The organism is Bartonella sp. DGB2 (genome assembly GCF_046843095.1).
In the GTDB taxonomy this organism is placed as follows: Bacteria; Pseudomonadota; Alphaproteobacteria; order Rhizobiales; family Rhizobiaceae; genus Bartonella.
Window position 1 is genome coordinate 210,449 of record NZ_CP177329.1, and the last position, 17,971, is coordinate 228,419.

Here is a 17,971-nt window from a genome sequence, read left to right on the forward strand (position 1 = left end):
GGTGGACAATATGAGGTCTGTGAGGGTTAAATGGCTGGTCATTTTTTATTTGAACTGGTTTCACCAGAGCGGTTACTTTTTTCGGAAGAAGTGACGCAACTTGTTTTACCAGCTAGCGAAGGCTATATGACGGTTATGGCTGAACATGCGCCGATGATGACAAATATTATTCCAGGCCTTGTGAAGGTTCATACCTTAAAGGCCGAACGCGCTTTTGCTGTGTATGGTGGCTTTGCTGAAGTCACACCTACGAGCTGTTCACTTTTAGCTGAATTTGCTGTAGCCGCTGAAGATTTTGACCCTGAAGATTTGGAGCGTCGTATTGAAGAGGCACGTAAAGCTATTGATGGTGCACAGGAATATGAGGCTCGTAATAAGGCAGAAGATTTTTTCCACCAATTAACCACCGTGCGCGGTGTTTTAACCTTGGCGTAACTTCGCGTTCGTGTGGTTTTAAGTAGTCTGTTGAATATAAGCGAATGATAAAAGCCGATAGGGATACTATCGGCTTTTTATATTAGGGCAGATCAGCTGGATGATTGAATGTTTTGATGTTCTGAGCGTGTGAGTAGATTTTTAGAGGCTAATATAGCACCTGTGGTGACCAAAAGGCAGGCAAAAAACAGTCGCCAACTGGCCGTAGCTTGACCCACCAAGATTAGGGCACAAGTGGAAAGGAGAGGGGTTGCATAGCTTGCTGCACCCAAAAGCTGTATATTTCCATGCTTCACGCCGTGATCCCAGCAGTAAAATGCAAGACCTACAGGAAATAATCCTAATAGAAAGAGAGCCCACCATTGGCTTGGGTTTTGCGGTAAGATAAAAGGTTCGTGGAATAGGAAGTGGCAAATTAAGGCTAGAAGCGATGTGCTAAGACAAAAGGCAGCAACGCTAGCGGTAGGTACTTCAGCAACGCGGCGTGAGAGTATAGAATAGCCGCTCCAGAAAAAGGCAGCAAGAAAAGCGCATAAATATCCAAGGTTATGTGCCCCGTTTAGGCTTATACCATTGCCGTGGCTGATGATTAATACCACACCAGAAAAGCCTAAGATAGCACCGCCTATATGGAACCAATAGAGTTTTTCGTGAGGCATTAATGCGCTACCTAAGACCAGAAATAGCGGCCAAAGATAGTTAATGAGCGTTGCTTCAATCGCCGGGGCGTGACGCAAAGCGGTGAAATAAAGGAAGTGGTAACCAAAAAGCCCAATAATGCCTAAAAGCCATATAGGCCACGGTTGGCGAAGGATAGCGAAAGGATTAGGCAGTTTAACCCATAAAACGCCCCCTGGGATGGCGGCAATAGAAAAAGTGAGGGCGGTAAGCAAAAAGGTTGGTATGGAACCACTCAAGGCGGTGAGGGGAGCCAAGAGTGACCACATGAGAATTGCAAAAAAACCGATGAGGGTGGCTTTGTTCATTTGGGTTCTATCTCGTTATTAGAGATGGTATCAGTTAGGGGGCTGAAGGGGCATTTTTTACGCCGCTCGCTAAGGCTGAGGCTAATAAAAGCTGTTAATACTCCAAGAGCCAGTAAAAACCAAGTAATGGCATAACTAAGATGATTATTAGGGAAGGTAACTAAGGTTAGCCCCCCCTTGGGCCAGCCGCCTTGGTTAGGGGTTGCATCCGCATCAACAAAATACGGGGCGATTGGGTGCGTGAGGTGCAGTTTTTGAGCGATTGCCGGCAATTGTCTCGTGTACCAAATATTTTGCGCGGGTTTGTTGGCGCGGGGAAAGAAACCATTAGATTCTCCCATACGCAAAAGGCCAGTGACAGTTGTTTTACCAGTGATCATGCCGTTTTCACGGCTTTCGCGCTTGCGTTTATCCATAGGTATAAAGCCACGATTGACAAAAACAATAGTGTGATCATCTCGCAAGAAAGGCGTTAGTATCCAATAACCAGTTTCTCCATTGGTTAGCGTGATCACTAAAGTTTCTTTGTCGTTGAGAAAGCGTCCATGAAGGCGGACAGGGCGGTATTCATCATCGTTAAAGTTTACTTTTGGCCAAGCTGCTTGCATAGGAGCATCGTTTGGAGTGGTATGAAGCCGCATATTCACTTGTGCGATAAGAGTCTCTTTCCAAGCAAGCCGTTTAACCTGCCAAATGCCTAGACAAGTGAACAGGACAATAAAGAGAAAAAGCAAAAAGCCAAGACCGTTAAAGGGAAAGCAATTTAAGTGTTTTGGCGGCTTGGGTGGCACTGTATTAGCATGTGCCGTTATTGTCGTGGGTGGGTTAGATTGGGGCATGTGCTCTATTAATGCTAGGGTAAAGATGAAATATAGCTTATTGTACAGGCTGAAGAAAGCGTAAAAAAGCGCGTCTTTGTTGAAAAAGGCTTGACCTTTGCATGTAGGTCGCTTATTAGAAGCGCAAGTTGAATTTATCTGGTCAAAGGTTTTGCAGATCTTCGTTTGTTTATGCGCCTTTTGCCTAAGATTGATAAGGTGAATCTATGTCCCGCGCCTGTGAATTGACCGGAAAGTCGGTCCAATATGGCAATAACGTTAGCCATGCGAATAATAAAACGCGCCGTCGTTTTTTGCCTAATCTGTGCAATGTTACGTTGATTTCGGATGTTTTGCAACAAAGTTACCGTTTGCGCGTGTCTGCTAATGCCTTGCGTTCAGTTGAACATCGTGGTGGATTAGATGCCTTTTTGACAAAAGCAGGCGATAAAGAACTTTCTCAGCGTGCCCGCCTTTTGAAACGGCAAATTGCTAAAAAACAGCAGGATAGCGGCGAAGTGCCGCAAAATTAGATTGCTTCTAAAAAGCCGCCTTTGGGCGGCTTTTTGTTAAGAACTTACCGCTACAAAAGTTGCATAGATATGGTGCAACTTTTGCGTATTTATATTTTTACTAGTTAACAATACAACCTGTTTTTCAGAGAGGCTGCAGTCTTTTTGAGAACGGGTTTTACATTCTTTCAGGCCTAGCTCGTGGTAGAAACAGCCCGTTGCAAGGGGAAATTGAAAAAATGTACGACCTTAGAAATTAGCTGAGTTTGCGAACATTTCGGCTGATTTCGCTTGTCACTAATGATCGCGGTGAAGCTGAAGGGCCCGCCCTTTCATTAATCTGCTCTCCTCATTTATATATGGATGGTCCAATGTTTGCCTTGAAGGATTCCCAAACCCGTCATCTTTTGTACTCCGCATTAGCTATGTGCTTCGTAGTAGCGCTTTCAAATGTGTTGATTCAATATCCAGTTCGTTGGTTTGTGATCGACCATGTTTTAACCTATTCTGCTTTTACTTATCCTATTACGTTTTTGATTAATGATCTGACCAATCGGTGTTATGGCCAGGCGGCGGCTCGGAAAGTCGTTTATGTTGGTTGCGTGGTGGGGGTTATTGTCTCTTGGTTTTTGGCTAGCCCGCGGATTGCTATTGCCTCTAGTGCAGCCTTTTTATGTGGGCAATTACTAGATATCGCTGTTTTCACTCCGCTGCGCCGTAGGGCATGGTGGATTGCACCTTTGGCGGCGGTGTGCGCGGGCTCAATAGCTGATACGATTTTATTCTTTGCTATGGCTTTTGCCCCGTTTTTTGCCTTTTTGGATTCATTTTTCTTCTTACCCGATAAGTCAATTTACGCTGTGACCACTTTTTTTGGATCACCCGTGTCCGTTTGGGTTTCTTTGGCGGCCGGCGATTTGATTTGGAAGGTGCTGATGGGGCTTATTATGCTTGCGCCTTATGGAGCGATTTTAGCGGTCTTTATACCTAGTATTTATAAGGGTACGGCTATTAGCAAAAACCGCGCTTAATCATACTTTTTAATATGCTTTTATCAATTACCCGCGCTGCTAACCCCTGCGCGGGTTTTTATTATTCTATGAACCGTTCTATAGCCAGGTTCTTTATTTTACCCCTATTTGGCGTTTTTTTGACTTTTTCTGCAACCATTAATTGTAATTTATTCAAATTAAGGTGATATATATAACCTTTGGTTGAAAATAAACACACGTTAAAGTAGTTTGGAACAAATTTATATCCTTAACGTTGTAGATAAGAGACTCTTTAAGATTGAATTTTAGGAAATTATGAGGGGTACGATGGCTAATTTTTCAGCAGAAACTTATAAAAGCGTCAGAAATTATACAGCAAGTGATGCTAGCATCGGACGAAATATGATGCGTTCAGCGATGCGTGCCCCTTATTTAGAACGCCAAGATGAGCATGATTTAGCGCAACGTTGGAAAGAAAGTAAAGATGCTCAAGCGATGCATAAGATTGCCGCTGCTCATATGCGTTTGGTGATAGCCATTGCTAATCGATTTAAGCATTTTAAAATGCCTCTGGGAGATCTAGTTCAAGAGGGCTATGTGGGGCTTTTAGAGGCAGCAGCGCGTTTTGAGCCTGAACGCGAGGTGCGGTTTTCTACCTATGCTACTTGGTGGATCCGAGCATCCATTCAAGATTATATTTTACGCAACTGGTCGATCGTACGGGGTGGAACGAGCTCTTCGCAAAAGGCTCTTTTTTTTCGCCTTCGGCAGTTGCGTACTAAATTGTCTCAAGAGGATGAGACTTTAAGCAAGCGCGATATTTTTCATAATATATCGCAAAAATTGGGTGTAGCGGTGCGTGATGTGGAAATGATGGATTTTCGTTTCTCCACTACAGACAATTCTCTAAGTGCGCCTTTGGCAGGTGATGATGAAAGCTCAGGATCAAAGATGGATATTTTGATCGATGAGCGCCCTTTGCAAGACTCATTGGTGGAAGAAGAAATTGATGGTGAGCGTCGCGTGCAATGGCTTAATAAAGCTTTAAAGATTTTGAATGAGCGTGAATTACAGATTATTCGAAATCGGCGTTTGAATGAAAATAGTGCGACTCTTGAATCTTTGGGCGATAAGCTTGGTATTTCTAAAGAACGAGTACGTCAAATTGAAGCGCGGGCCTTGCAAAAATTGCGCCAGGCTTTGTTGGCTTATAATAATGCTGAAGCTTATAAGGTATAAAGGTGATTGGTATCCTAAATATATTTTGCGAATTTAGCCTTGAATTAATCGCTTATTGTCCTTAATCTTTTAAAGATTAAGGAGATACATGTGTCATATGAGCTAAAAAATCAAGCCGAACAAGCAGTTTTAAAACGTTCTATTTTTGCTACTTTATTATTAGCAGGTTCTGGTATTATAGTGGGTCTGGCCGTAGGCTCTTCGGCTATCGCTTTTGATGGTATGTTTGGAGCGGTGGATTGTATTTTTAGCTTTGCCGCCTTTATGGTAATTCGGCTTATCCAAATGGATAGCTATAAGCAAGTGGCGCAACTTGGCTCTTCTACACAGCGTTTTCAAAATGGTTTTTGGCATCTTGAGCCACTTTTATTGGCTTTGAATAGTTTCACCTTAGTTTTAGCGGTGAGCGCGGCTTTTGTTAGCGCGGTGAGTACCCTGTGGCATGGTGGACATAGCCCCCATTTTGGTTCAGCGGTGTGGTTTGCGATTTATGCGGCTATTTTGGCGTTTTCTATGGCGGTTTACGAAGCGCGCCGCAACCGTAGGATTGGCTCAAGCTTTATCGACATGGATATTAAGAGCTGGCTTATTTCGGGCGCTATAGCTTTGGCTCTGGCCTTGGCTTTTGGTGTCGCGCTTATTATAAAGGATACGCGATTTTCGGGGGTTTTGCCCTTTATTGATTCTAGCATTTTGGCCTTGATTGCTTTATGCCTTGCGCCTTTGCCGATTAAATCGTTTATAGCGGCTTTACGCGAAGTTTTGATTATGACCCCTCCTGATCTCGACCAGCATATTCGTAAAATCGTAAGTCAAGTGGTGGATGATTATGGTTTCGTTGAAGCGCAGACGTATATTGCTAAGATTGGTCGCTCGCATATGGTTGAGATTCATTTCATATTGCCGCCTTCTTATGCAATCGGTACTATTGAATGGATCGATAATATTCGTACCCGCTTAGGTGCAGAAATCGGTAATGCTGGTCCCGATCGCTGGTTGACGGTTTCTTTCACGGCCCAGCCAGAATGGGCTTACTAGCTTGTAAGCTTTACGAACTAAACCCTTTAATTAGGGCGCGATGATTTTCACATATTCCCCTGGGAAGATCATATCATTAGGCCCCAGGCCATTGATGAGGCGGAATAATTTTTCTGGATAGAGAACGCCTTGCATATCCATGGCTAGGGTAGTAACGCTTTGGTTGGTAGCAACGCGAACAACATGGATGCGCAAGGGTTTGAGGGTTGCAATTTCATAAGGATTGAGGCGAGCAAAACTTTTTAATACGCTTTGGGTAAGCGGCGCTAGGGGTTTACCTTTAGGCCCAGCGACAAGCAAACGAAACACGCGGGCTTTTGTTATGATTACGATCACGTCAAAATGCCAAAGACTGTTTCTTGCCTCACCGCGCGCTGCGTGCAAGCCGTTGAGTGAAAAAGCGCGTACCGTATGTGGATCTAAGCCACTGACCCAACCGCTTTCAAGGTATTCTGTCGCTGCGATGGGTTCGCTCAGGGGAAGGCTGTCAAAGCGGATAGCGGTTTTTTGGGGGCCGCTGGCTGTCATAACCTTCTGGTTGCTACTTATTAAGAAGCCATCCGGAACTTTTATGGTGGCGGCCCATTCGGGTTGGTAAAATTGATAGCCACGAATATAGCCAGAGAGGCGGTCATTGCCGTAGAGCATGCTATCAATTGCGCTTAAGAAGTTTTTTTTGTCAATATTGCTGCGCGAGGCCGGGCTATATTGGGAGGCTTGTTTAACTGCTTGTTTGATGCGTTCAGGCGTGGAAGGGTGGCTGGATAAAAAGTCGAGTGCTTGGTTGTTAGTGCTTGAAATATCACTATAATCTTGCATGGTTTGTAAAAATTGCGCGGCTGTAAAGGGGTCATAGCCTGCTTCTGCCATGATTTTGATACCGATAGCATCGGCTTCAAGCTCTTGAATGCGTGAGAATTGCGCTAAGCTTATTTGTTTCTGTATTGCTATTTTTTGATTGGATAAAATGCTTTTTGCTACTTTTTGTCCAAGTGCTAATTCTGCGGCCTTTTGCAGGCGTAAAAGGCCGTGATTGGCAATAATATGAGCCATTTCGTGGGCGAGGACGGCGGCGATTTCGTCATTACTGTTGGCAAGGGCTAAAAGACCGCGGGTTACATAAACATAACCACCAGGGAGGGCGAAAGCGTTGATATTAGAAGAATTTAAAATGGTGATGCGATAGGTATATGGGCTATGTTGGCTATAATGGGCTAATTTGCTTACAATTTCAGTTAGCATGCGCTCAAGTTTTTGATTGTGGTATTCGCCCCCATAGGCATGTAAGATTCGAGGGTGCTGGTTAGCAGCCATTTGAGCAAGATCGTCTTGGTCAAGTAGTGTATTGATGGCGAGGGAGTGGTCTAAAGACGTACTAGATTTTTCTTTGATGCTTTGGCACGCAGTTACAAAGAGAGCTATTCCAACAAGGAGGTATACAAAGCTGAATAGACGCCAACTTCGCTTTGTGGCAAAGGGAGGAGACATGTTCAATGAAGCGTGATTTGAAGGTCTATTGATCACGGTTTGCAACCATTTTAGTTTATTGGAAGCGAGGCGAAAGAGGGGCTATTTTTGTACTTTAGCGACATTGTATTGTTTTTTTTGTATGTTAATCAAGTCCCTTTTAAGGAGAGGGTGTGGATCGTGACGTCGGAAGGAAGTGTTTTATGTCTACATTTACGATTTTATTGGCCGGCGATTTGACTGTGACTCCCCGTTTGCGCCGTCAAATTGCTGAAAGCACTGTGATTGCTGCTGATGGAGGAATGGCTCACGCTAAGTCTTTAGAGGTGAGGCCGTCCCTGTGGGTGGGAGATTTTGATTCTGCATCAAAGTCTTTACAAACCGCTTATGGCGATGTTCCACGTGAAACATTTCCCATTGATAAGGATGCTACCGATGGTGCCTTGGCGGTTCGTTTTGCTCTAGAGCGAGGGGCAAGGCGGTTGATTTTATGCGGCGCTTTGCGTGGAGAGCGCAGTGACCATATGTTGCTCCATATGACTCTTGCTTTAGCTTTGGCTAAAGACAACTGTTCAGTGCTTTTGACCGCGGGCGTTGAGGAAGCCTTACCTGTATTGCCGGGGGCTTGTACTTATGATTTTCCCAACGCTAGTGTGTTTAGTGTAATCGGATTTAGTGATCTTAAGGGTTTAAGTTTGGACGGGGCACGGTGGCCTTTACGTGACCATGATGTAGCTTTGGGCTCGTCTTTAACTCTTTCTAATCACGTTTGCGGAACCTTAAAGCTTGGTTTACGTTCTGGTGAAGCAATGATTGCGGTTAGATTACCTGTAAATGCTGTATAATAGAACCGCTATTTGTTTTTTTCGGCGTGCAGGGACTTATTTGAGGAGAAGTAACCATGCGTTTTTTTCCGGCCATTATGGCGGTAGTTTCGTTAGGTGCGGGGTTGGCTGGCTGTACACCAGCTGAACAACAAGTGGCAGGATACGGTGCTACTGGCGCCGCTTTGGGCGCAATTGCTGGCGGCGCAATCGGCGGCACGGGAACTGCGACTTTAACAGGCGCTGCGGCTGGTGCAGTGGCAGGTGGGGCGCTAGGGGCTCGGACAGCAAAGCCGCGCTCGGCGGTTTATTGTAAATATGTTGACCCGTATGGGCGTATCTATGAAGCTCCCTGCTCTCCCTATAGAGTACGGTAGATAGGGGCGGCGTTTTTTTATGCGCTGTGTTTTTTTACGATGCCGGCTAAAATTAAAGAGTGGTTCCTTTATTTAAGATTTTACGAATTTGAAGCGGCCTTGTCTGTCGACCTAAAATCGGCAAGCCTTTACAGGGTTAACATTAGCAAGCGATTGTTGATTTTGAGGAAGAGATGCAGTAGGGAAAGAGCCTTATGTGAGGTATGACTATGGCACCGCCCCTTCTCCATCTTGATTCGATTATTTTAAAATGGGGTGCGCAAACCTTGCTAGACGGTGCAAGCCTTTCGATTAGAGAAGGGGCGCGGATGGCTTTAGTGGGGCGCAATGGCTGCGGAAAATCTACTCTATTAAAGATCGCCGCGGGGCTTCTAGAGCCTACTGATGGTTACGTGTTTCGCGCTCCTCAAGCTCGTGTGTGCTATTTGCCGCAAGCTCCGGATCTTGCTGGTTTTTCTGATATAGACTCTTATGTGAAAGCAGGCCTTGGCCCTAGCGACGACCCGCATCGTGCAAAAACCTTATTAGCAGCTTTAGATCTTGATGGCGCGGCTGTACCATCTTCTCTCTCTGGTGGCCAGGTACGGAGAGCCGCCTTAGCACGCGTTTTAGGGGCTAAGCCCGACGTTTTATTATTGGATGAGCCTACCAATCATTTAGATTTACAAGCTATTGAATGGCTAGAAGGTGAATTGGCGCGTTGGCGCGGGGCGATGGTTTTGATTTCTCACGATCGGCGTTTCTTAGAAACTATGAGCCAGAGCACTGTTTGGCTGGATCGCGGCGTAACACGTTGCTTAGAGCAAGGCTTTGGTGCTTTTGAAGCTTGGCGGGATAAGATTTTAGAGGAAGAAGAGCGTAACCAGCGATGTTTGGCACGCCAAATTGCCCGCGAAGAGCATTGGTTACGTTATGGTGTGACAGCACGCCGTAAGCGCAATGTACGTCGTCTGGGTGCCTTGCAAGGTCTGCGGCAGAAATATCGTAATCATCAAGGTCCACAGGGGCAGTTGAATTTGCAAGCGAGTGAATCTCAAGCATCAGGTAAGCTGGTGGTTGAGGCTAGGGATATTTATAAGAGTTTCGGCGGCAATTCCTTAGTGAAGGCCTTTTCCATACGGATTGAGCGGGGGGAGAGGATCGGTTTTGTAGGGCCTAATGGCGCAGGTAAGACCACGCTTTTATCCTTGCTGACTGGGCATCTTATTCCTGATCAAGGCCAGTGTAAGTGGGGTGCTAATTTAGAAGTGGCGGTTTTTGATCAAAATCGTAGTCTAGATGAAACACAAAGCCTTGGTGCTTATTTGACTGAGGGACGCGGCGATAGCCTTGTGATTAATGGACAAGAGCGGCATGTGACGTCTTATATGAAAGATTTTCTTTTTAGGCCTGAGCAAGCCCGTAGCCCTATTAAAGATTTATCGGGGGGAGAGCGGGCACGCCTTGTTCTTGCACGACTCCTGGCACAGCCCGCTAATGTTTTGATTGTGGATGAGCCAACGAATGATTTGGACATGGAGAGTTTGGATCTTTTGCAGGAATTGATAAGTCAATTTCATGGTACTGTTTTATTGGTGAGCCATGATCGCGATTTCTTAGACCGCACGGTAACACGGATTGTTTGCGCTGAAGGTGGCGGTGTATGGCAGGTGTATGCTGGGGGGTATAAAGATATGCTAGTCCAACGCAAAGGAGCGAGGGCTGCATATACGGATGCTCGAATAGGCCAGAAGGTTGGGGTAAAAAAGACCCCTTCGGCGACGCCATCATCTGCAGTAGGCCGCCAAAAGCTGTCTTATAAGCAAGTCTATCGTTTGGAAAAGCTGCCGCATGAAATAGAGGAGCTGAATGGGGAAATTGCAAAACTTGAAGCAATCTTAGCAGACCCAGCGCTTTATACTCAAGACGCGCAACGTTTCTATTTTGTATCAAAGCAATTGGATGAAGCACGCGCAACACTTTTGCTGCGCGAGGAAGAATGGCTTGAGCTGGAAATGCTACGCGAGGCTATAGGGGGTGTATGAGTTATTTCATCCCCAAAGCCTCTTTATACAGCTCAATTATAGCCTCTTCTTCTTGACGTTCATGGTCTTCCTTTTTGCGCAAGCGGATGATGGTGCGTACGGCTTTGCTGTCAAAGCCCGTGCCCTTTAGCTCGGCATAGACGTCTTTGATGTCATCGGATATGGTTTTTTTTTCTTCTTCCAGCCGCTCAATCCGCTCAATAAAGGAACGTAATTGTCCGACAGCGATGGCTTGGCTCTCATTTGTGATGTCGTTCATAATGGTCTCCTTTAGTGAAGATACGCGGATGGGCTGTAGGCATCTCATTCTTTCGCGGTGATGCCAAGGAAGAGCGCGGGAGTCAAGCCTTGTTGGAAATTTTGAAAGGGTGTAGTCAAAAATTTTGCTTTTCGTGTAAATTTGGCATTTGGTTAAGCGCATTAAAAATCGGCGCAAGCCGCCTGCTCCAAGCGTTAATGGCGGACTGTGTAGCTAGAAGATCTTGACGAATTTCTATCAAAATGTGGGGGCGGCCAAAACGGCCGCAATGGCGGTCGAGAGTAGAGCCAGATAAAGCACCATCATAGGGCTGATTCTTCCCAATGATTAAGCTATCTATTGCATTTAATGTTTGATAAAGGGGGGTAAAAGCCCGTTTATCCTTGTGATAAAGGAGGCCGATATGCCAAGGGCGCGCAATACCGCGCCATTGGGGGGTGAAGGAATGAAGAGAAATGGTAAGGGGAGACTTATGGCTTGCTACTTCAATACGCTGAAGGGTTTGGGCAATGGCTTCATCATAGGGGCGATAAAAGGTGTTTATACGTTGGTTTCGCTCGTTTTCGCTAATGGGGTAATTGCCGCGGATGATTGCACCATCAGAAATTTGCATGATTAGTGTTGGGTCATCAAGCCCTCGGTTGGGGTCAATAAGAAGACGAGAGAACCCGCTTAGGATGGCGGGCGCTTTCAGTTGGGTGCTGAGCATTACAGTAAGAGCGGCGATGCCAATATCATAGGCGCGGTGACTGGTTAGGACTTTGGGCGGGAGTCCTAAATTGCTATAAGATGAGGGAATATAGGGCGAGGCATGGTCGGCGATGAGTAGGAGGCCCTTCTTTAAATCGCCTTTTAGAATAGTGAAGGGAGAATCCGGATCGAGTGGGGGTGTGATCATGGGGAACTCTAGTTTTGGCTTGCTTGATGATTGACAAGGGGCGTAAAAGGGGCAAAATAAAACCCTATGCAGAAAAAGGCAATCACCACCGACTGAAATTCAAGGGTAGAGAATGCAGGGACATTATAGGCAGTTGCTTTTAGGAGCACTGATTTTTTTTATATCGGGCGGGGCGGCAACTGCAGATTTGCGGGTTTGCAATACCACAAAAGAGGTAGTAGGGGTTGCCATTGGCTACCGCGGGAAAAGCCAATGGATAAGTCAAGGCTGGTGGAGTATTAATCCTAATGATTGCCAGACTTTATTAGATGGCCCTTTAAAAGGGCGTTTTTATTATTTTCACGCGGAAGAAGCGAAAGGCAGGGGACGCTGGGAGGGGCCTGTGCCTATGTGCGTAAAAGAAAGTGAATTTACGATTAATGGAGTAGAGGATTGCTTCGTGCGCGGGTTTCAAAAGGTGGGTTTTCAAGAGATTGATACTGGGGTTCAAGCCAATTGGATGATTCAGTTAAGCGATGATATAATGACCCCTAACACATTGGATATATCAGGAGTATCGACTCAATGAAGCGGAATCGTAAGGTAAAAATTGTAGCCACCTTAGGGCCTGTATCAATGGATGAGTCGATGATCGAAAAGCTCTATTGTTCTGGTGCTGACGTTTTTCGGATTAATATGAGCCATACAAGCCATGAATTGTTACAAAAATTAGTGGCTAATATTCGTGCTGTGGAAAAACGACAAAAACGGCCTATTGGCATTTTGATTGATTTACAGGGGCCGAAGTTGCGGGTGGGAAAATTTGCCCAAGGGAAGGTGGCGCTGACTATTGGGCAGGATTTTATCTTAGATCGGTGTGAAGATTTGGGTGATGAAAGGCGTGTTTTTTTGCCTCATCCTGAAATTTTTGCCGCAGTACAGGTAGGCCACCGGCTTTTGATTGATGACGGCCGGCTTGAGCTTTTAGTCAAAGAAATTCAAGATAGTGCATTGATTTGTGAAGTTGTAGCAGGTCAGGCTATTTCTGATCGTAAGGGGGTGAGCCTGCCTGATACAGTGCTTGGGGTAGGCGCAATGACGCCTAAAGATCGTGCTGATTTGGAAGCTGCACTCGGCTTACCAATTGATTGGGTAGCGCTTTCCTTTATTCAACGTCCTGAAGATATTGCTGATGTGCGGCAAGTGGTGCGTGGCAAGGTGGCGGTTTTGGCAAAGATTGAAAAGCCTCAGGCGGTAGAGCGTTTGGAAGAGATTGTGGAAGCAGCTGATGCAATTATGGTAGCGCGCGGTGATTTAGGGGTGGAAATGCCACTCGAAACCGTGCCAAGCATCCAGATGGAGATTATTAAATTATGCCGCAGGGCGGGTAAACCAGTGGTGGTAGCTACTCAGATGTTGGAATCTATGATTAACGCGCCAGTACCTACGCGTGCCGAGGTGTCTGACGTGGCAACTGCTGTTTATGCAGGCGCTGATGCGGTTATGCTATCGGCTGAATCGGCCGCTGGTGCTTACCCTGAACAGGCGGTGCAAACCATGGATAGGATTGCAACCCATATTGAATGCGACCATAATTATCATGTTATGATGCAAGCTCAACATCCAGAGCCAGAACCCACTGGCGCTGACGCTATTTCACTTGCTGCTCGCTCCATAGCTCAGACATTGAATCTAGCTGTGATTGTTGCTTATACTGCTTCAGGTACGACCGGGGTTCGTGCTTCACGTGAACGCCCTTTGACGCCGATTATTGCACTCTCGCCTGTGGTTGAAACTGCGCGCCGTTTATCTTTGGTGTGGGGGCTACATTGCGTGGTGAGCGCAGATGCCCATGATTTAGATGATATGGTAGACCGAGCTGCCCGCATTGCTTTTACTGAAGGGTTTTGTACGGCGGGGGAGCGAATTATTATAACCGCTGGCGTTCCTTTGGGCACCCCAGGCGCTACAAATATGTTGCGTATCGCTTACATCGCTCAAGATGGGAAGAGCGGTGTATAAGAGTAAGAGTTAGAAGCATAGGTTTGCAGGGAACATCCGCTGGTTTGAAGGCGGTAGGGAGCGGGTCAAGTTCGTTAGCTTTTCAGCGGCGGATTGTTTTTTTCGCTTAAGCTATGGGTGAAGCGTTCTACTTGTTCAGCTGCTTGTATGAGCGCGTCGATGGCTATTTGATTGTTTTGGGTTTTTCCCTCTAAAAGCGCTGCGTTTTGTTGTTTTAAATCTTCGTTTTGTCGTTTCAGAAGATCAATTTGGCGCTGATGCTCGGCTAATTCATCCATGACCATGATCCCTGCCATGACCGATAGGCGGTGATCGCCGATTTCGCCGAAATTTAATTTCAGATGGCTGATGTATTGATCAAGCTTATGGGCAAGTCCACTCAGATGGTCTTCCTGGCCGGCTTCACAGGCCATGCGATAGGTCTTCCCATCAATTGTCACGGAAATTGTTGCCATTGTGTTGTCTTTTCTCCTTATCGGTTAATCGGGGCAAGCACGTAAAACAAAGAAGGCCGTTCATTTATTGGTGTTCAATTACAGTACGAATGGTTTCCATAGCGGTGATTAGGCGCTTGGAAACAGCTTTATTGGCCTGTTCAAGACGTTCGGCACGAGCTTCGCTCTGGTCAAGCTCTTGAGCGAGGCGGCTACGGTCATTATTCATTCTTTGGATCTCTTCTTCGAGTCCTTCAATATCTTGGTTGGTTTCTCTTTGTTGGTTGAGGGTCTGTTCAAGTTTAGTAAGCGCCTTTTCAAGTTTGAGGCGCGCGGAGATAAGCGCTTGATCGGCGGTGCTTTCAGGGTGCGGGGCGTCTTGATCGGTAGGGGAGATAAGATCGCGCATGGGATTTCCTATGGGCTAGAAGCGAATCAGTTCCAAAAAAGCTATGATGGATTTTTATTCTTAAGGGTTTAAAGTGTTTCTTGCAAGAAAAGGGCGTTATAGATGATGGTGGGTGGGAATTGAGAGAGATTTGATTGACACAGTTTACGTAGGTGCTATGTGTCAAAAAAGCTTATGATGATTTTTATCAATGAATGGTTTGAGCAATGACAAATAATGACAAGCAAAACCAGATGGCCAATGCGATTCGCTTTCTTTCAATTGATGCTATCCAAAAGGCTAATTCTGGTCATCCGGGTTTGCCTATGGGCGCCGCTGATATCGCGACGGTGCTGTTTGAAAAATTTATGGTTTATGACCCCAAATACCCCCACTGGCCCAACCGCGACCGTTTTGTGCTTTCAGCAGGGCATGGGTCGATGTTACTGTATTCTTTGCTCTATCTTTGTGGTTATGAAGATATCAATCTTGATGAAATCAAAAATTTTCGACAATTAGGCGCAAAAACAGCAGGTCATCCCGAATATGGTCATGTTGGCGGCATTGAAACGACCACGGGGCCTTTGGGTCAAGGCATCGCTAATGCGGTAGGTATGGCTTTGGGCGAGTGTTTAATGCGGGCACGTTTTGGCGATTTGATTGACCATTACACCTATGCGCTTGTTGGCGATGGCTGTTTGATGGAAGGTATTTCGCAGGAAGCAATTGCTTTGGCAGGGCATTTGAAGCTTAATAAGTTAATCGTATTTTGGGATGATAATAATATTTCCATTGACGGGGAGATCTCTCTTAGCGATTCTACCGTGCAAACGGGTCGTTTTGTTGCTGCAGGTTGGAAAGTATTAGAAGTAGATGGTCACGACCAAGCGGCAATCGCCGCCGCCGTTGAACAAGCGCGGGCGAGCGACCGTCCCACTTTGATTGCTTGTAAGACGACTATTGGTTTTGGGGCGCCTAATAAAGCTGGAACGAATGCTGTGCATGGTTCGCCCCTAGGGGAGAAAGAGGTGGCGGCAACCCGCGCAGCGCTTGGTTGGGGGAGCGAGCCCTTTCATGTGCCAGCAGAAATTCTTGATTATTGGCGGTTGGCTGGCCTTAATGCAGCTAAAACGCGACAAGCGTGGCAACAGCGCTATGAGGCTTTAGACCCCATTTTGAGAGGGGAGTTTGAGCGTCTTATGCGTGGCGATCTGCCTAGTCAGCTGGAGGCGTGCCTTTTGGACTATAAAAAAAAGTTGGTTGCGCAAGCGCCTAAAGTGGCTACCCGTAAAGCATCGGAATTGGTTCTAGAAGTAATTAACTCTTGTGTGCCAGAAACCATTGGCGGCTCGGCTGACTTGACGGGTTCGAATAATACTAAGACGAGTCAGATGATTTCTATCCATCCTGATGATTTCAGTGGACGCTATATCCACTATGGCATTCGAGAACACGCGATGGGCGCAGTTATGAATGGCTTAGCGCTTTATGGTGGATTTATCCCTTATTCTGGTACATTTTTATGTTTTTCTGATTATGCGCGCCCCGCCATGCGCCTATCGTCCTTGATGGGGATACGGGTAATTTATGTAATGACGCATGATTCTATTGGCCTAGGAGAAGATGGTCCTACACACCAGCCAGTGGAGCATTTGGCGTCTTTGCGTGCTATGCCTAATCATTGGGTGTTTCGTCCTGCCGATGCAGTGGAAACATTGGAATGTTGGCACTTAGCCTTGCAAGCTCGCAAGACACCTTCAACTTTGGCCTTGACTCGCCAAAACCTTCCCACCTTGCGTCGCGAATATCAAGAAGAGAATTTATGTGCTTTTGGTGCTTATGAACTTCTGGGCTGTGAAGATGAAGCGCAAGTGAGCCTTTTTGCTTCGGGATCAGAAGTGGAAATTGCGATGCAGGCCGCTAATTTATTAAGAGAAGAGGGGATTGCGGTGCGTGTTGTCTCGGTGCCTTCCTTCGAACTTTTTGCCCAACAATCTCATGCTTACAAAAAGGCATTGATTGGGGAAGCTGATGTTAAAATTGCCATTGAAGCTGCTGTTGCCCAAGGATGGGAGCGCTTCATCGGCAATGATGGGCATTTTATCGGCATGGAAGGGTTTGGCGCTAGTGGACCTATTGATGCTTTGTACCAGCATTTTGGTATTACAGTGGAAGCTATTATTGCTACGGCAAAAACAGCTTTGGCACTAGATGAATAGGAGTGGTAATATGACAGTAAGGGTTGCTATTAATGGTTTTGGGCGAATTGGCCGCAACATTTTACGCGCGATTATTGAAAGTGGGCGTCGTGATATTGAAGTGGTCGCGATTAACGATTTAGGGCCTGTAGAAACAAATGCGCATTTGCTCCGTTATGATTCTGTACATGGTCGTTTTCCGCATCCTGTTGCAGTGGTGGGCGATTCGATTGACGTCGGGCGCGGTCCGATACGGGTTACCGCTATTCGCGAGCCTGCTGCTTTACCTTGGGCCGAACTATGTGTTGATATTGTTTTGGAATGTACGGGGTTGTTTACAAGCCGTGAGAAGGCAGCGGCTCATTTGACAGCTGGAGCGAAGCGGGTAGTGATTTCTGCACCGGCAGAAGGTGTTGACCTTACCGTTGTTTTTGGGGTGAATCATCATAACCTCAGCCGTGACCATTTGGTTATTTCAAATGCCTCTTGTACCACTAATTGCTTAGTGCCAGTTGTACAGGTTTTGCATGAAGCGATTGGCGTTGAAAAAGGCTTTATGACAACAATTCATTCCTACACGGGGGATCAGCCTACTTTGGATACGATGCATAAGGATTTGTATCGAGGGCGGGCGGCAGCGCTTTCGATGATTCCTACCTCGACAGGCGCGGCAAAGGCGGTAGGTCTTGTCTTGCCAGAACTCCAAGGGCGTTTGGATGGAGTGTCTATTCGGGTTCCTACCCCAAATGTTTCAGTGGTTGATCTGAAATTTATTGCTCAGCGTCCTACTAGCGTGGAAGAAATTAACAACGCCATTCAGACTGCTGCTAATGGGCGTTTGACGGGCATTTTGGGTTTTTGTGAAGAAAAATTGGTGAGCCAAGATTTTAATCATGACCCTCATTCTTCGATTTTTCATGCCGATCAGACTAAAGTGATAGAGGGCACCTTATGCCGCGTGCTTTCTTGGTATGATAATGAATGGGGTTTTTCAAACCGTATGGTCGATACGGCTGTGGCTTTTTCAAAGACCTATTAACGGGGAGAACGGCTTGGCCTTATGGGAGCCCGCTTTATTTTG

The 17,971-nt window shown here is 46.2% G+C and carries 18 protein-coding genes and 1 pseudogene; 12 read left to right on the forward strand and 7 right to left on the reverse strand.

Annotated elements, in window-relative coordinates; translation table 11 throughout:
- Positions 1-30 precede the first annotated feature (30 nt).
- Positions 31-435 (forward strand): F0F1 ATP synthase subunit epsilon, encoded by a 405-nt coding sequence (locus ACK28X_RS10325; RefSeq protein ID WP_412058872.1) that lies wholly within the window; start codon positions 31-33, stop codon positions 433-435.
- Positions 436-527: 92 nt separating this feature from the next.
- On the opposite strand, the gene ACK28X_RS10330 is transcribed toward ACK28X_RS10325, so the two are convergent.
- Positions 528-1,421, reverse strand: coding sequence for a DMT family transporter (locus tag ACK28X_RS10330; protein ID WP_412058873.1), 894 nt, complete (start codon positions 1,419-1,421; stop codon positions 528-530).
- Positions 1,418-2,260 carry an SURF1 family protein gene (locus tag ACK28X_RS10335; RefSeq protein WP_412058874.1) on the reverse strand — a complete coding sequence of 281 codons (843 nt, stop codon included), beginning with the start codon at positions 2,258-2,260 and terminating at the stop codon, positions 1,418-1,420. The genes ACK28X_RS10330 and ACK28X_RS10335 overlap by 4 nt, the downstream gene beginning before the upstream one ends.
- Before the next feature lie 206 nt (positions 2,261-2,466).
- Between ACK28X_RS10335 and rpmB the strand changes: the two genes are divergently transcribed.
- The 4 genes from rpmB to ACK28X_RS10355 all read left to right on the forward strand — a co-directional run bounded on the left by rpmB (position 2,467) and on the right by ACK28X_RS10355 (position 6,020).
- Positions 2,467-2,772, forward strand: coding sequence for a 50S ribosomal protein L28 (gene rpmB / locus ACK28X_RS10340; protein WP_412058875.1), 306 nt, complete (start codon positions 2,467-2,469; stop codon positions 2,770-2,772).
- Positions 2,773-3,122: 350 nt separating this feature from the next.
- A complete protein-coding gene (locus tag ACK28X_RS10345) occupies positions 3,123-3,782 on the forward strand; it encodes a VUT family protein (protein WP_412058876.1) in 660 nt (219 codons plus the stop codon).
- 288 nt (positions 3,783-4,070) lie between these two features.
- Positions 4,071-4,982, forward strand: coding sequence for an RNA polymerase factor sigma-32 (locus ACK28X_RS10350; protein ID WP_412059126.1), 912 nt, complete (start codon positions 4,071-4,073; stop codon positions 4,980-4,982).
- A gap of 90 nt (positions 4,983-5,072) precedes the next feature.
- On the forward strand, positions 5,073-6,020 hold the full coding sequence (locus ACK28X_RS10355) for a cation diffusion facilitator family transporter (RefSeq protein WP_412058877.1): 948 nt from the start codon (positions 5,073-5,075) through the stop codon (positions 6,018-6,020).
- Between the two features lie 30 nt (positions 6,021-6,050).
- Here ACK28X_RS10355 and ACK28X_RS10360 read toward each other — a convergent pair whose 3' ends face one another.
- Positions 6,051-7,508 carry a M48 family metalloprotease gene (locus ACK28X_RS10360; RefSeq protein ID WP_412058878.1) on the reverse strand — a complete coding sequence of 486 codons (1,458 nt, stop codon included), beginning with the start codon at positions 7,506-7,508 and terminating at the stop codon, positions 6,051-6,053.
- 182 nt (positions 7,509-7,690) lie between these two features.
- On the opposite strand from ACK28X_RS10360, the gene ACK28X_RS10365 reads away from it, so the two are divergent.
- The 3 genes from ACK28X_RS10365 to ACK28X_RS10375 all read left to right on the forward strand — a co-directional run bounded on the left by ACK28X_RS10365 (position 7,691) and on the right by ACK28X_RS10375 (position 10,712).
- Positions 7,691-8,332 carry a thiamine diphosphokinase gene (locus ACK28X_RS10365; protein ID WP_412058879.1) on the forward strand — a complete coding sequence of 214 codons (642 nt, stop codon included), beginning with the start codon at positions 7,691-7,693 and terminating at the stop codon, positions 8,330-8,332.
- 56 nt (positions 8,333-8,388) lie between these two features.
- Positions 8,389-8,688 carry a hypothetical protein gene (locus tag ACK28X_RS10370; RefSeq protein WP_412058880.1) on the forward strand — a complete coding sequence of 100 codons (300 nt, stop codon included), beginning with the start codon at positions 8,389-8,391 and terminating at the stop codon, positions 8,686-8,688.
- Between the two features lie 209 nt (positions 8,689-8,897).
- Complete coding sequence (locus tag ACK28X_RS10375) at positions 8,898-10,712, forward strand: ABC-F family ATP-binding cassette domain-containing protein (RefSeq protein ID WP_412058881.1); 1,815 nt, start codon at positions 8,898-8,900, stop codon at positions 10,710-10,712.
- 1 nt (position 10,713) lies between these two features.
- On the opposite strand, the gene ACK28X_RS10380 is transcribed toward ACK28X_RS10375, so the two are convergent.
- Both ACK28X_RS10380 and ACK28X_RS10385 read right to left on the reverse strand, forming a co-directional pair.
- Positions 10,714-10,971, reverse strand: coding sequence for a DUF2312 domain-containing protein (locus tag ACK28X_RS10380; protein WP_412058882.1), 258 nt, complete (start codon positions 10,969-10,971; stop codon positions 10,714-10,716).
- Positions 10,972-11,086: 115 nt separating this feature from the next.
- The gene (locus tag ACK28X_RS10385) at positions 11,087-11,869 is read right to left on the reverse strand and encodes an N-formylglutamate amidohydrolase (protein ID WP_412058883.1); all 783 of its coding nucleotides are present in this window, start codon (positions 11,867-11,869) and stop codon (positions 11,087-11,089) included.
- A gap of 112 nt (positions 11,870-11,981) precedes the next feature.
- On the opposite strand from ACK28X_RS10385, the gene ACK28X_RS10390 reads away from it, so the two are divergent.
- Together ACK28X_RS10390 and pyk are read left to right on the forward strand one after the other, a co-directional pair.
- Positions 11,982-12,437 (forward strand): DUF1036 domain-containing protein, encoded by a 456-nt coding sequence (locus ACK28X_RS10390; RefSeq protein WP_412058884.1) that lies wholly within the window; start codon positions 11,982-11,984, stop codon positions 12,435-12,437.
- Positions 12,434-13,870 (forward strand): pyruvate kinase, encoded by a 1,437-nt coding sequence (gene pyk / locus ACK28X_RS10395; RefSeq protein ID WP_412058885.1) that lies wholly within the window; start codon positions 12,434-12,436, stop codon positions 13,868-13,870. Before ACK28X_RS10390 ends, pyk begins: the two co-directional genes overlap by 4 nt.
- A gap of 250 nt (positions 13,871-14,120) precedes the next feature.
- Here the strand turns inward: pyk and ACK28X_RS10400 are convergent.
- Both ACK28X_RS10400 and ACK28X_RS10405 read right to left on the reverse strand, forming a co-directional pair.
- Positions 14,121-14,325: pseudogene (locus ACK28X_RS10400) on the reverse strand (cell division protein ZapA); the annotation flags it as partial.
- 64 nt (positions 14,326-14,389) lie between these two features.
- Positions 14,390-14,713: a DUF4164 domain-containing protein gene (locus tag ACK28X_RS10405; RefSeq protein WP_412058886.1), complete on the reverse strand. Its 324-nt coding sequence runs from the start codon at positions 14,711-14,713 to the stop codon at positions 14,390-14,392.
- Between the two features lie 206 nt (positions 14,714-14,919).
- On the opposite strand from ACK28X_RS10405, the gene tkt reads away from it, so the two are divergent.
- The gene (gene tkt / locus ACK28X_RS10410; protein ID WP_412058887.1) at positions 14,920-16,911 is read left to right on the forward strand and encodes a transketolase; all 1,992 of its coding nucleotides are present in this window, start codon (positions 14,920-14,922) and stop codon (positions 16,909-16,911) included.
- Positions 16,912-16,921: 10 nt separating this feature from the next.
- Entirely contained in the window at positions 16,922-17,929 is a 1,008-nt protein-coding gene (gap, locus tag ACK28X_RS10415; RefSeq protein WP_412058888.1) for a type I glyceraldehyde-3-phosphate dehydrogenase, read from the forward strand.
- Positions 17,930-17,971: the final 42 nt, after the last annotated feature.

Bases quoted from the DNA above. Each gene is read 5' to 3' on its own strand.
- ACK28X_RS10325 (WP_412058872.1), top strand. From the start codon at position 31: ATGGCTGGTCATTTTTTATTTGAACTGGTTTCACCAGAGCGGTTACTT.
- ACK28X_RS10330 (WP_412058873.1), bottom strand. From the start codon at position 1,421: ATGAACAAAGCCACCCTCATCGGTTTTTTTGCAATTCTCATGTGGTCA.
- ACK28X_RS10335 (WP_412058874.1), bottom strand. From the start codon at position 2,260: ATGCCCCAATCTAACCCACCCACGACAATAACGGCACATGCTAATACA.
- rpmB (WP_412058875.1), top strand. From the start codon at position 2,467: ATGTCCCGCGCCTGTGAATTGACCGGAAAGTCGGTCCAATATGGCAAT.
- ACK28X_RS10345 (WP_412058876.1), top strand. From the start codon at position 3,123: ATGTTTGCCTTGAAGGATTCCCAAACCCGTCATCTTTTGTACTCCGCA.
- ACK28X_RS10350 (WP_412059126.1), top strand. From the start codon at position 4,071: ATGGCTAATTTTTCAGCAGAAACTTATAAAAGCGTCAGAAATTATACA.
- ACK28X_RS10360 (WP_412058878.1), bottom strand. From the start codon at position 7,508: ATGTCTCCTCCCTTTGCCACAAAGCGAAGTTGGCGTCTATTCAGCTTT.
- ACK28X_RS10365 (WP_412058879.1), top strand. From the start codon at position 7,691: ATGTCTACATTTACGATTTTATTGGCCGGCGATTTGACTGTGACTCCC.
- ACK28X_RS10370 (WP_412058880.1), top strand. From the start codon at position 8,389: ATGCGTTTTTTTCCGGCCATTATGGCGGTAGTTTCGTTAGGTGCGGGG.
- ACK28X_RS10375 (WP_412058881.1), top strand. From the start codon at position 8,898: ATGGCACCGCCCCTTCTCCATCTTGATTCGATTATTTTAAAATGGGGT.
- ACK28X_RS10380 (WP_412058882.1), bottom strand. From the start codon at position 10,971: ATGAACGACATCACAAATGAGAGCCAAGCCATCGCTGTCGGACAATTA.
- ACK28X_RS10385 (WP_412058883.1), bottom strand. From the start codon at position 11,869: ATGATCACACCCCCACTCGATCCGGATTCTCCCTTCACTATTCTAAAA.
- ACK28X_RS10390 (WP_412058884.1), top strand. From the start codon at position 11,982: ATGCAGGGACATTATAGGCAGTTGCTTTTAGGAGCACTGATTTTTTTT.
- pyk (WP_412058885.1), top strand. From the start codon at position 12,434: ATGAAGCGGAATCGTAAGGTAAAAATTGTAGCCACCTTAGGGCCTGTA.
- ACK28X_RS10405 (WP_412058886.1), bottom strand. From the start codon at position 14,713: ATGCGCGATCTTATCTCCCCTACCGATCAAGACGCCCCGCACCCTGAA.
- tkt (WP_412058887.1), top strand. From the start codon at position 14,920: ATGACAAATAATGACAAGCAAAACCAGATGGCCAATGCGATTCGCTTT.
- gap (WP_412058888.1), top strand. From the start codon at position 16,922: ATGACAGTAAGGGTTGCTATTAATGGTTTTGGGCGAATTGGCCGCAAC.